General features: G+C 73.8%; 10 protein-coding genes. 5 read left to right on the plus strand and 5 right to left on the minus strand.

Annotated elements, in window-relative coordinates; genetic code table 11:
• Nucleotides 1-12 precede the first annotated feature (12 nt).
• Nucleotides 13-582, minus strand: coding sequence for a TetR/AcrR family transcriptional regulator (locus OHN19_RS38250; RefSeq protein WP_330268581.1), 570 nt, complete (start codon nucleotides 580-582; stop codon nucleotides 13-15).
• A gap of 70 nt (nucleotides 583-652) precedes the next feature.
• On the opposite strand from OHN19_RS38250, the gene OHN19_RS38255 reads away from it, so the two are divergent.
• The 3 genes from OHN19_RS38255 to OHN19_RS38265 all read left to right on the plus strand — a co-directional run bounded on the left by OHN19_RS38255 (nucleotide 653) and on the right by OHN19_RS38265 (nucleotide 5,943).
• On the plus strand, nucleotides 653-1,147 hold the full coding sequence (locus tag OHN19_RS38255) for an FBP domain-containing protein (RefSeq protein ID WP_330268582.1): 495 nt from the start codon (nucleotides 653-655) through the stop codon (nucleotides 1,145-1,147).
• A 151-nt stretch (nucleotides 1,148-1,298) separates the two neighbouring features.
• Complete coding sequence (locus OHN19_RS38260; protein ID WP_330268583.1) at nucleotides 1,299-4,427, plus strand: AAA family ATPase; 3,129 nt, start codon at nucleotides 1,299-1,301, stop codon at nucleotides 4,425-4,427.
• Nucleotides 4,428-4,527: 100 nt separating this feature from the next.
• Nucleotides 4,528-5,943 carry an FAD-binding oxidoreductase gene (locus OHN19_RS38265; protein ID WP_330268584.1) on the plus strand — a complete coding sequence of 472 codons (1,416 nt, stop codon included), beginning with the start codon at nucleotides 4,528-4,530 and terminating at the stop codon, nucleotides 5,941-5,943.
• A 302-nt stretch (nucleotides 5,944-6,245) separates the two neighbouring features.
• Here OHN19_RS38265 and OHN19_RS38270 read toward each other — a convergent pair whose 3' ends face one another.
• A complete protein-coding gene (locus OHN19_RS38270) occupies nucleotides 6,246-6,935 on the minus strand; it encodes an HAD family phosphatase (protein WP_330268585.1) in 690 nt (229 codons plus the stop codon).
• Nucleotides 6,936-6,954: 19 nt separating this feature from the next.
• Nucleotides 6,955-7,431 carry an Lrp/AsnC family transcriptional regulator gene (locus OHN19_RS38275; protein WP_330268586.1) on the minus strand — a complete coding sequence of 159 codons (477 nt, stop codon included), beginning with the start codon at nucleotides 7,429-7,431 and terminating at the stop codon, nucleotides 6,955-6,957.
• 204 nt (nucleotides 7,432-7,635) lie between these two features.
• On the opposite strand from OHN19_RS38275, the gene OHN19_RS38280 reads away from it, so the two are divergent.
• Nucleotides 7,636-9,123 carry an FUSC family protein gene (locus tag OHN19_RS38280; protein WP_330268587.1) on the plus strand — a complete coding sequence of 496 codons (1,488 nt, stop codon included), beginning with the start codon at nucleotides 7,636-7,638 and terminating at the stop codon, nucleotides 9,121-9,123.
• Between the two features lie 204 nt (nucleotides 9,124-9,327).
• Nucleotides 9,328-10,359: a lactonase family protein gene (locus OHN19_RS38285; protein ID WP_330268588.1), complete on the plus strand. Its 1,032-nt coding sequence runs from the start codon at nucleotides 9,328-9,330 to the stop codon at nucleotides 10,357-10,359.
• Nucleotides 10,360-10,499: 140 nt separating this feature from the next.
• Here the strand turns inward: OHN19_RS38285 and OHN19_RS38290 are convergent, their stop codons facing one another.
• The gene (locus tag OHN19_RS38290; protein ID WP_123759080.1) at nucleotides 10,500-11,423 is read right to left on the minus strand and encodes a sirohydrochlorin chelatase; all 924 of its coding nucleotides are present in this window, start codon (nucleotides 11,421-11,423) and stop codon (nucleotides 10,500-10,502) included.
• 95 nt (nucleotides 11,424-11,518) lie between these two features.
• The gene (locus tag OHN19_RS38295) at nucleotides 11,519-12,502 is read right to left on the minus strand and encodes an N-acetylglucosamine kinase (protein ID WP_330268589.1); all 984 of its coding nucleotides are present in this window, start codon (nucleotides 12,500-12,502) and stop codon (nucleotides 11,519-11,521) included.
• Nucleotides 12,503-12,611: the final 109 nt, after the last annotated feature.

Here is a 12,611-nt window from a genome sequence, read left to right on the forward strand (position 1 = left end):
TCAGCCTGTCGGTCAGCGGGTGGGCCAGTTGCGCAACAGCGCGTCGAGGGCGTCCAGGATCCGTCTCCAGGACTCCTCGGAGTCGGGGGAGCTGTGGCTGAACCCGCCTGCCCCCTCCAGGCTCGCGTATCCGTGGAAGGTGCTGCCCAGCAGCCGTACGGCATGGGTCTGGTCGTCTTCGGACAGGTCGTAGCCGCGCAGGATCGCCCGCATCATCTGGGCGTGCCGTACGCCCGCACTGGCGCCCGCCGTCTCGGGGTCGAGGCGGGTCCGGGCGGCCTCGGCGCGGCCGGGGTGTGCGTGGGCGTAGTCGCGGTAGACGTCGGCGAACGCGGTCAGCGCGTCCTTGCCGGCCCGCCCGGCCACCGCGTCGGCGGAGAGGTCGGCGAGCTCCTCCAGGGCGAACAGGGTGATCCGGGTCCTGAGGTCCTGGGAGTTCTTGACATGCGAGTACAGGCTCGCGACCTTCACGTCGAAGCGCCGGGCCAGCTCCGAGACCGTCACGTGCCCGAAGCCCACCTCGTCGGCCAGCTCCGCGCCCGCCCGGACCAGTCGTTCCGTCGTCAGTCCTACCCGTGCCATGCATGCCCTCTCGGTCGCCTGCACCGATTATGCGTTTGCCTAAAGCTTTTAGGCAAACTAGCGTGAGATTATGGAACCGCTGACCGAGCAAGAGATCCGAACCGCCTTCGTGAACTGCACCAAGGGCGAGGCGAAGCGCCTGTCCGTCCCGCGCGACCTGGCCGACCGGCCGTGGGAGGACCTCGACTACCTCGGCTGGCGCGATCCGCAGGCGCCCGACCGGGCCTATCTCGTGACCGTGCTGGACGGCCGTCCGAAGGCCGTCCATCTGCGGGCCGGTACGCGCGGCTTCTCGCAGACACGGAAGAGCATGTGCTCGATGTGCCTGACCACCCACACCGGTGGGGTCTCCCTGATGGTCGCCCCGAAGGCGGGCAAGGCCGGGCAGCAGGGCAACTCGGTCGGCGCCTACATATGCGACGACCTCGCGTGCTCGCTGTACGTGCGGGGCAAGCGGGACGCGGGGGCGGGCGCACGTCTGCACGAGACGCTGACCCTGGAGGAGAAGGTCCAGCGGACGGTCACGAACCTCGCCGCCTTCGTCGCGAAGGTGCTGGGGCCGTAACCCGCTCGCGGGCTGCCCGTTCCGGTCAGGAGTCCCGGACGTCACGCCACCTCCACGCCCCCTGATCGCCATGTGCCCCCGCGGTGCCGCTCCCGGCGGACCGTTTCTCGTAGGGAGCCGTTCCGCTGCCCGCGATGGCAGAATCGGTCCTGTGGATCGGCCGATCCTCGAGCGCGAGCCCGAGCTGGCGCGACTGGCCGCGGCCGCGCGGGAGGCGGCGGACGGGGCCGGATCCGTGGTGCTCGTCCTCGGTGAGGCCGGCATCGGCAAGTCGAGCCTGGTGAAGGCCCTTCCCGAGCACCTCCCGCACGGCACCCGCGTCCTCGTGGGGGAGTGCGACGACCTCGCCACCCGGCGCCCGCTCGGCCCTTTCCGCGACCTCATCGGCAGCGTCGGGGACGCACTCGCCGACGCCGTGACGGAGGGCGGCGACCGCCACCGCGTCCACGAGGCGCTGCTCGAGGAACTGCGCGGAGCGGTCCTCGTCGTCGAGGACGTCCACTGGGCCGACGAGGCCTCCCTGGACGCCCTGCGCTTCCTGGTCCGGCGCATGGAGCGGCTGCCCGCCCTGCTGGTGCTGACCTACCGGGACGACGAGCTGAGCCGCGAGCATCCCCTACGGCACCTGCTGGGCCAGGTGTCCCGGGCGCCGCGTGTGCACCGGCTGCCGCTGGCCCGGCTGTCCCTGGACGCCGTACGCACCCTCAGCGCGGGCCGCGTCGATCCCGCCCAGGTGTACGCGGTCACGGGCGGCAACCCTTTCTTCGTCGCCGAGATCCTCGCCGCCGGCGGTACCGGGAGAGTGCCCCCGACCGTCGTCGACGCCGTGCTCGCCCGGTTGCGGGGGTTGCCCGGGGCCACCGTGGACGCGCTGGAGCAACTGGCCGTGGTCCCGTCGGCGGTCGAACGCCCGCTGGTCGACGCGCTGTTGGGAGACCCGCACTTCGGTGACCTGTCGCTGGGGGGTCAGCCGCTCGGTGGCCCGTCGCTGGGGGACGCGCCGCTGGGTGGCTCGGCGCCGGCCCGCGAGGCCGCGGTTGGGGATGGTGGTCCGCGCGAGGCCGCGGTTCAGCAAGGTGGTCCCCGCGAGGCCACCACGCAAGAAGGTGGTCCCCGCGAGGCCGCCACGCAAGAAGGTGATCCGAGCGAGGCCACCATGCAACAAGGTGGTCCCCGCGAGTCCACGGCTCGACAAGGCGCGTCTCGCGAGGCCGCCGCGCGACAGGATGATCCCCGCGAGTCCACGGCTCAACAAGGCGCCTCTCGCCAGCCCGCCGCTCAACAAGACGGCCCCCGCGAGCCCGCAGCCGACCCCCATGCCCCCCGGGAGGCCGGACTGTCTGTCGCGGCCGCGGTCGGCCAGCGCGGCCCGCTTCCGCGGGGCACGTCCGTCCCAGCCGCAGTCGGACAGCACGGCCCCCTCCCTCCTGGCGTACCCGTCCCGACGGCGGTCGGACCGCACGCCCCGCCCCCCGGCGGAGTCGCCGTCCTCGCCGCCGCCGAGCAGCGCGGTCTGCTCGCCGTCACTCCCGAACGGGTCGCGTTCCGGCACGAGTTGATCCGCCGGGCCGTCGTCGACTCCCTCCCCGCCGCCCGCCGTATCGAGCTCAACCGGGCCGTCCTCGCGGCCCTCGTCGCCCGCCCCGGCTCCGACGCCGCGCGGATCGTCCACCATGCCGCCCAGGCCGGCGACCAGGACGCCATCGCCCGCTACGGCCCCGACGCGGCACGCGAAGCCTCCTCGGCGGGTGCCCACCGCGAGGCCGCCGCCCACCTGCAACTCGTGCTGCGCGGACGCGGCCGCTATTCGCCCTCCGAACTCGCCGACCTGCTCGAACGCTACGCCGTGGAGACCTACACCATCGCCGACTCGGCCGCCGCCGTCGCCGCCCAGCGGGAGGCCGTCGCCCTGCGCAGGGCCCTCGGTGACAGCCTCGCCCTCGGTGCCGACCTGCGCTGGCTGTCCCGCATCCACTGGTGGGCCGGCAACGCCGACCAGGCCCAGGAGGCCGCCCGGGAGGCGGTCGCGGTCCTTGAACACGCGGGCGACGACCGGCTGTTGGCGCTCGCCGTCAGCAACACCGCCCAACTGCGCATGCTCTCCGAGCGCTACGCCGAAGCCGTCGAACACGGCGAGCGCGCCATCACCCTGGCCCGCAAGGCCGGCGACCCCGCGATCCTCGCGCACGCCCTCAACAACGTCGGCACCGCCCGCTGGCGCTCCGGAGACCCCGGCGGGCGGGCGCAGTTGGAGGAGAGCCTCGACGTCGCGCTCGCCGCCGGCGAGGTCGAGCACGCCTGCCGCTCCTACGCCAACATCATCTGGACGCTGCTCGACAACCTCCAGTACGACGAGGCCGACACCTTCCTGCCCCCGGCGATGGAACTCGCCGACCGCGCCGAGCACTTGGGCTTCCTCAACTACCTCCACGTCGAGCTCGCCATGCGCAGACTCGCCGCCGCGGACTGGGGCGACGCCGAGAAGCAGGCCGAGTACGGCATGCACGACTTCATCCCGGCCCGCTGCCCCGCCCTGACCGTGCTCGCCCGGGTCCGCACCCGCTGCGGTCGGCCCGGCGCCGACGAACTCCTCGACGAGGCCTGGGAGATCGCCGTAGGGACGAAGGAACTGCAGCGCACCGGGCCGGTGGCGGTGGCGCGGGCGGAAGCGGCCTGGCTGCGCGGGGACATGCGGGCGGTGGTCGAGGCGGCTGCACCCGTCCACGCCCAGGCGAGCCGGCTGCCCGGCGCCCCCTACCGCGCCGAACTCGGCTACTGGCTCACCAAGGCGGGCCACCCTCCACCGCCGGACGACTCCGACCACCCGTACGCGTTGCAGGCCCGCGGGCAGTGGCGCCGGGCCGCCACGGTCTGGGAGGCCGTGGGATGCCCCTACGAACACGCCGCCGCGCTCGCCGAGAGCCCGGACCCCGCCGACAAACTGACCGCGCTCGCCGCCTTCGACGCGCTGGGCGCCGAACCGGCCGCCCGGCTGCTCCGCGTCGAGCTGCGGCGGCTCGGCGTGCGCCGCATCCCCCGCGGCCCCCTCGCCGCGACCCGTGAGAACCCCGCGGGGCTCACCGAGCGCCAGCTCCAGGTCATACGCTTGCTCGCCGAAGGGCTGACCAACGCGGAGATCGCCGCCCGGCTCGTCGTGTCCGTCCGGACCGTCGACAACCACGTGCGGGCCGTGCTCGACAAACTCGGCGCGCCCAGCAGGCGCTGGGCCGCCGTACGCGCCGCGGAGCTGGGACTGCTGGCCGACGGTTCGCAAACGTAGGTATACCGGGGCGCCGAGCTGGGTGACGGTCACGGATGTCCGCGTCCGTGCGACGCGAGTAGAACGGGCGAATCGACCCGATTCGGAAACGGGGGACTTCATGTCCAGCACACCCGCCCAGGCCGCACGCCGGGAGCTGACCGACTTCACCGGAGAGCTGATCGGACCCGACGACACCGGGTACGAGGAGGCCCGGACCGTCTACAACGCGATGATCGACCGGCGCCCCGCCCTCGTCGCGCGCTGCGCCGACGCGGACGCGGTGGCCCGCACGATCGGCTTCGCCCGCGCCCACGGCCTGCCGCTCGCCGTGCGCGGCGGCGGCCACCACGGCGCCGGGCTCGGCACCGTCGACGGGGGAGTGGTCGCCGACCTGTCCCCCCTCAAGGACATCCAGGTCGACCCACAGGCCCGCACCGTGCGGGTCGGCGGCGGCTGCGTGTGGGGCGAGGTGGACCGCGCCACCAACGCGCACGGCCTGGCCACGCCCAGCGGCATCGTCTCCACGACCGGCGTCGGCGGCATCGCCACCGGCGGCGGGCTCGGCCACCTCACCCGCAGGTGCGGGCTGACCATCGACAACCTGCTGGAGGCCGACGTCGTCCTCGCCGACGGCAACCAGGTGCGCGCGAGCGCCGACGAGAACAGCGACCTGTTCTGGGCGATCCGGGGCGGCGGCGGCAACTTCGGCGTCGTCACGTCGTTCGTCTTCCGGCTGCACGAGATCAGTACGGTGATCGCCGGACCGACCTTCTGGGCGGTCGAGGACAGCGCCGCGGTCCTCTCCGCCTACCGCGAGTTCATCCTCGGAGCGCCCCGCGAGCTGAACGGCTTCTTCCTGCACGGCACCGTCCCGCCGGCCCCTCCGTTCCCCGAGGAGATCCAGCTCCGCAAGACGGCCGGCGTGGTCTGGTGCTTCACCGGCGACGACACCGAGGCCGCCGCACGTGCGATGGCCCCGCTGCTCGACGCCCTGCCCACCCCGCTGCTGCACGCCCCCATGCCCATGCAGCACCCCGACCTCCAGTCCATGTTCGACGGGCTCTACCCGCCGGGCCACCAGTGGTACTGGCGGGCCGACTTCGTCGAGAGCGTCCCGGACGACGCGGTTCAGCTGCACGCCAAGTTCGGCGCCGAGGTGCCGACCGTCCAGTCGACCATGCACCTCTACCCGATCGACGGCGCCGCCCACGACGTGGGCCAGGACGAGACCCCGTGGGTCTACCGCCACGCCAACTGGGCCTCCGTCTACGCCGGAGTCGACCCGGACCCGGCCAACGCCGAGCTGATCAAGCGGTGGACCGTCGAGTACTTCGACGCCCTGCACCCGTTCTCGGCGGGCGGCGCCTACGTCAACATGATGATGGACGAGGGCCAGGAGCGGGTCCGCGCCAGCTACCGCGGCAACTACGACCGCCTCGCCCGCACCAAGGCCGACCGCGACCCGGACAACGTGTTCCGCCTCAACCAGAACATCCAGCCCGCACCGAGGCCTTCGCACGGGGCACGGCCGTAGGGCGGAGGCGGTCCACGCGCCGGGGGCCGGACTCAGGGCGACATGCCCGGCCGCGGTGACCACAGCGCGGCCGCGCCCGCGGGACGGACCGGTCCCCGGCTCTCGACGACGGGGCCTGGGGTCCCCGGCTCGGCCCGGTGACCCCGGCGTGCTGACCGACCGGTCGGCGAAAGCGCCTGTGTCGTGCGGCCGTCGGGCGTGAGCCCGGGTGGCGCCGGTGTCCTCCCGCACGGCCTGATGCCGGTCGTCCTCGTCATGCAGGGTGTGAGGCGGCCGGTCGGCGGACGTCGGTGACCCGGGCCTCAGTCCGCCGCCCGCCCCAGCCACTCGAAAGCCGCCCGTGCCGTGAACTCCTCCTGGCCTCCCCGCAGGAGCAGAGCGGCGCGGGTGAACTCCGGGGCGTCCGCCTGGGCGGCGACGTAGGGGATCGCGATGCAGCGCATCCCGGCTGCGTGCGCGGCGGCGGCACCAGGGGCCGCGTCCTCCAGGACCACGCAGTCGGCCGGGGCGGCGCCCAGCCGGCGGGCCGCCTCCAGGAGGACGTCCGGCGCGGGCTTGCCGTGGGCCACCTCGTCGGCCGAGACGGTCGTCCGGAGGTGCACGTCCAGCCCCGTCCCGGCCAGGATCGCCCCGATGGCCTCCGGCGAGGACCCCGAGGCCACCGCCATCGGCACCCCCTCCCCGGCCAGCAGCTCCACGAACTTCCGCATCTCGGGGTACACGCGAGTGCCGCCACGAGCCAGCTCCAGATAGCGCCGGTTCTTCGCGGCGAGCAGTTCCGGCACCGAGGCCCGCAGCCCGTACCGCGCCTTCCAGCGCGCCACCGTCTCCTGCGTACTGATCCCGACGTACCGCTCGTGGTCGGCCCAGCTGAAATCCGGGACCCCGTGCTCGGCGAGGGTCTGCCGACCCGCTTCGTAGTAGTTCGGCTCGCTGTCCACGAGCGTTCCGTCGAGATCGAAGATGACCGCTGTGCCGCTGAGCCTGCTCATCGCCCCAGGATGTCAAAGATCAACTCCGGGCAGCGCGCCCGACCGACTCCACCAGCGGCAGCAACCGGTACGCGACCCGCTCCCGCAGCGCCACCTCGGTACGGGTCCGCACCACGCCGGGCAGGCTGATCACCGTCTGGATCACGTCCTCCAGATGCGCGTTGTCCCGCGCCACGACCCGGGTCAGCAGATCCCCGCCGCCCGCGATCGAGAACGCCTCCACGATCTCCGGTACGGCCGCCAGCGCGTCCCCCACATCGTCGAGCCGCCCCTGCGTCACCTCGATGTGCACGAACGCCAGCACCGGATGTCCCAGCGCGGCGGCCGACAGCGAGGGCCCCGTGCCGGTGATCACCCCGTCCCGCTCCAACCGGTCCAGGCGCGCCTGGAGGGTCCCGCGAGCGACCCCGAGAATCCGGGCGTACTCCCGCACACTCGTCCGCGGCTGCTCCAGCAGCAGCTGCAGGATCCGGGTGTCGAGCTCGTCCACGGCCATGCCGTACGACCTCCTCCGCGCACTTGGTCCGATGGCCCTCCGATGGACGCCCAAGGACCGCTTTCCCTGTACCAATGGCCCAGCGTAATCGCCCTGACTTGAGCCGGTAGTGGCGAGGATGCTGCAATGAGCCCGTCGATGGCGCTGCGGACCCCCGCGGCGCCTTTTCCATGCCGGTGTCGAGAAGGATTCAGGGGGCGGTACGTGCTGAAGAGGGTGTTCACGGCTCCGGACCCGGGCCGGGTCCGACTGCGCTTCGCCGCGCGGGCGGTGCTCGGCATCGGGCTCGCGGTCGTCGTCTGCGGCCTCGCGGGTCACTCCCTCGCCGGAGCCGTCACCGGCGGTCTCGCCGCGCTGCTGGCCCTGTTCACCGTCACGGACGCCACCGTGCGGGGCCAGGCCGTCACCACCGCGCTGCTGCCCCTCGTCGGTCTGCCCGTCCTCACCGCGGCGGCCGCGCTCCACGACCACCCCGTCGCCCGCGACCTCACCTTCCTCGCCGTGGTCGGGGCGGGCGTGTACGCGCGGCGCTGGGGCCCGCGCGGGCACAGTCTCGGCGTCTTCGCGTTCATGACCTTCTTCGTGGCGCAGTTCCTGCACGCCGGCACCGGCCAACTGCCCGAGCTGTACGCCGCCGTCCTGCTGTCCCTCCTCACCGCCGCCGCGGTCCGCTTCGGACTGTGGTGCTACGAGCGGCGGCTGCCCCCGGCACCCGTGCCCGCCCCGCCCGCCGGTACCGGTCTCGCCCGCGCGACCACCCGCCAGGCGGTCCAGGCCACGGCCGGCGCGGGCTTCGCCCTGGTCGTCGGCCAGCTGATCTCGGGACAACGCTGGTACTGGGCCGTCGGCGCCACCTGGTGGATCTTCGTGAACACCACCTCACGCGGCGAGACCCTGGTGCGCGGCTTCCGCCGTGTCCTCGGCACGGTGATCGGCATCGGACTCGGCCTGCTCGTCGCCGTACCGCTGCACGGAGCCCCGGCCCCGACGGCCGTACTCGCCGCCGTCTGCGTCTTCGGTGTCTTCTACACGGCCGCCGTCTCGTACACCTGGATGATGCTCTGGGTCACCCTGCTCGCCGAGCTCCTCTACGGCCTCCTCGGCGTCCTCGAGCCCGGTCTGCTGGCCCTGCGCCTCGCGGAGACCGGAGTGGGCGCGGTCGGCGCCGTCCTCGCGGTGCTGTTCGTGCTGCCGATCACCACCCACACCGTCACCGACGCCTGGATCCAGCGCGCCCTGCGCTGCGTGCACGCCTGCACGGCCGAGGCGGCGGCCCGGCTGGCCGGGGTACCGGACGCCGACCCGGCCGGCCGGGTGACCGAACTGGAGCAGCTGCTCGGCAGGGTCCGCCTCTCCGTGGCCCCGCTGGTCCACCCCCTGAACCCCATGTCGGCCCGCAAGCGACGCGCCCGGCGGGTGCTGGCCCTCCTCGACGACTGCGCCCGGGAGATCCGCGGCCTGGTCGCCGTCGCCGCCGACCCGGAGGCCTCGCACGACGCCCGGCTGGCCGCGGCGTGCTGGCGGGTGGAGACCGCGGTGGAGGCCCTCACCGGCGGCAGGGACCTCCCGGTGACGGACCGCCCCCTCGCCGAGGAGCCCGCGCTGGCCCATCTGCACGGCCTGGAGCGGGCGCTCGCCGAACTGGCGACACCGCTGCGGACGCCGTCCGGATCACCACTGGTCGGAGCCTGACCCGGCCGCCTGGCCCCACCCTGCGGCTGCCCGGATCCGATCTGCCCGTCACGTCCATCACCTAGGTCTCTTCCGTCCCGTAATGCCGCACTTCGCTCCGCCGCCCCCGTGGCGACCCCGTGAATTTGACCGGCGTTGGTCTAGACCGGTCGTGATCGACTGCTACCGTCGCCCCGAACGGCACAGGACCGAGAGGGGACCACGGTGGCAGAAGGCGGCGGGCGGCGACGGGCCTGGATCGGGTCGTTCACGGCGGCCGGAGGTCCCGGCATCGTGACGGCGACCGTGTCCCCGGAGACCGGGGCGCTGAAGGCGCTGGGCGCCCTGAACGGCGTACCCGATCCGTCGTATCTGGCCCTGTCGGCCGACGGCGGCGTGCTGTACGCGGTCAGCGAGACGGCCGAGGGCGCGGTGGCCGCGTACCGGGTGACCGGCGACCGCCCCGAGCCGGCCGGCCCGCCGGTGCCGGTGGACGGGAACGGGCCCACTCATCTCGCCGTGCACGCCGGACACGTCCTGACCGCCAACTACGGCTCCGGCAGTGTCACCGCCGTGCCCCTGCGCGCCGACGGGGCCCTCACCGCCGCCCCCTCCGGCGTGCTCCGGCACACCGGCTCGGGCCCGCACACGCCCCGCCAGCAGGGCCCGCACGCCCATCAGGTGCAGCCCGACCCCAGCGGCCGCTGGATCGTCACCGTCGACCTCGGCACCGACTCGGTGCGGGTGTGCACGCTGACGGACGGCGCGCTCCGCGTGCACCGCGAGATCGCCCTGCGTCCCGGCTCGGGCCCCCGCCATCTCGCCTTCCACCCCGACGGCAGCCACGCGTACGTCCTCAACGAGCTGACCCCGACCATGACCGTCTGCCGGTGGGACGCCGAGGAGGGCCTCCTGAAGCCCCTCAGCGAGATCCAGGTACTGGCCGGACCCCCGGCGGGGAACGCCTACCCGTCGGGCGTCGTCGCCTCCCCCGACGGCCGGTTCGTGTGGACCGCCACCCGCGGCGAGGACGTCCTGTCCACGTTCACCGTCGAGGGCGACGAACTGCGGCTGGTCGGCACCGTCTTCTGCGGCGGCGAATGGCCTCGGGCGCTCGCCGAGTCCGGCGGATTCCTGTACGTCGCGAACGAACGCTCCGGCGAGGTGACCTGGTTCGCAGTGGACCCCGAGACCGGCCTTCCGCGCTACGAGGGCTCGATCGAGGTACCGGCCGCGTCCTGCGTGGTCTTCGACTGAGACCGCGCGCCGTGCGGGGCCGGTTCGCCTGCACGGGCGTGTTCGCCTGCCCCGGGGCGAGACCGCCGCCACACATGCCGAAGGGACCGCTCCGACAGCTGGAGTGGTCCCTTTCGGCACTCGGGGCGTATGGGGCGCGGTCAGCGCACCGGCGCGCCCTGCGCCTGCTGCGGGGCGATGCCCAGCGCGGTCGTGTACTTGGCGAGGGCGAGCTTGCCGATCGCCGGGTAGGGGCCGAGCGGATCGGCGGCGGAGCAACCGGCCTCCTTGGCCGCCTCCTCGATCACGGAGGGGTCGATCTCCGGCCCTATCAGGTACGGCGCCAGCGCCAGCTGCTGGGAGCCGGAGGACCGCAGCTGGTCGGCGATGGACGCGATCGAGCCCTCCTGGTCGAGCGCCGCCGCCATCACCGGCACCGCGAGGCGCGCGGCGAGCAGCATGCCGGTGATCCCGGCCGCCTGTACGGCCTCCTCGCCGCCCACGGCGGCCAGGACGATGCCGTCCGCGGCCGTCGCCACGGTGAACAGCCGGGCCCGGTCGGCGCGAGCCAGCCCGGCCTCCGAGAGCCGCACGTGCAGCGCCTCGGCGAGCAGCGGGTGCGGGCCCAGCACATCGGTGAGGTCGGCCGCGATCCGGCTGTCCATCACGGCCTGGCGGATCCGGCGCAGCAGCGCGTTGTCCGGGCCGGCGAGCAGCGGCACGACGACGGCGACGGGGCCCTCGGGCTCCTTGACGTCCATCCCGGCGGCCTTGGCCTGCGCGTAACGCGCCGTGCGCTCCTCGGCGGCATGGACCAGGACGGCCTGGAGCGTGGGGAACTCCGAGTCGTCCCCGTCGAGGTACCCGATCCGGGCGTCGAGGCCGGGCAGCTCGGAACGCGCGATGCTCACGACCTCCTCGGCGAGGCTGCGCGTGGCGGCACCGGGCGTGCCCGGGACCGCGAGGACGAGCGCGGGCGCGCCCTCGGGAGCCGCCAGGGGCTCGGGTCGGCGGTGCCGCCCGGGCTGGCGAGGTCGCGGCATTCGTACTGGCAGGCCGGACGCGGGCCCAGTGGGGGAGCTCATGGCGACGCATGTTACTGGCTTCCTGGGCTTCCCTGTTCGGGGAGGGTGCAGGTGAGCGGTATCCGTCCGGATTTGTCTGATGAGTTACGTCCGCTTCAGCCCCTCTTTGGGGTCACCACGTACAACATCGACTCGTCACTCGGCAGGGTGCACGAACTCCCCGCCAGTTCTGTGGCGATCAGTACCGATCCCTCCAACGGCCCGCCCGCCGCGGGGACCTGTCGAGCGTGCGGCAGCAGTCGCCTCAGCTCTTCCTCCAGCGGTACGACGAGGGCGGCACCCGTACGGAACAAGCCACCGGTGAGGCAGACACGCGGCTCGCCCTCCGCCGGGCAGACCGCGGCCGCCGACTCCGCCATGTGCCGGGCCGCCTCGCGCAGGATGCCCGCGGCGACCGGGTCGCGGTCCGCGCAGGCGGCCACTCGGGGCGCGAAGGAGGCGAGCACGGCGGGCCGGTCGGACCGCGGATAGAGCCGGCCGGGCAGCTCCCGCACCGGCCCGAACGCCTCCTCGGACAGCGCCAGCAAGGCCGTCGAGCCACCGGGCCGCCCGTCGTGGGCGCGCAGCGCGGCCTCCAGCCCGGCCCGCCCGATCCACGCCCCGCCACCGCAGTCGCCCAGCAGATGGCCCCAACCGTCCGCGCGCCGCCAGGCCTTGAGATCGGTCCCGATCGCGATCAGTCCGGTGCCGGCGGCGAGCACCGCACCCGGGCGCGGGCCGAGGGCGCCGGTGTAGGCGGTCACCGCGTCCGCGACGAGCGCGACGGTCCGGACCCCGAACTCCCGGGCCAGCGCGGCGGGCAGCTCGGCCCGCAGGGCGTCACCGAGGGTCGCGAGCCCGGCCGCCCCGACGACGGCCGTGCCCAGCGCGCTCACTCCCGACCCGGGCAGCAGGGACCGGACCATGGGCACGAGTTGTTCCATCAGATGTCCCGGGTTGATCCCGCCCGGACCCGTCCGCACGGGCACGCTGGACTCCCGCGGGCCCGTGATCCCCCGGCCGGTCCCCTGGCCCGGGACGCCCAGGACCACCCGCAGTCCGGAACCACCGGAGTCGACGGCCAGGAACCCTTCCGCCACGAACGTCTCCTTCCCGGCCGTCGGGCCGTGTGAGTGGAGGAAGAGTAGCGGCCCGTGCGGCGGACTTCCCGGCGTACACGGGGTGTCAGTGGGGGCCAGTAGGGTGACG

Source organism: Streptomyces griseorubiginosus (assembly GCF_036345115.1).
In the GTDB taxonomy this organism is placed as follows: Bacteria; Actinomycetota; Actinomycetes; order Streptomycetales; family Streptomycetaceae; genus Streptomyces; species Streptomyces griseorubiginosus_C.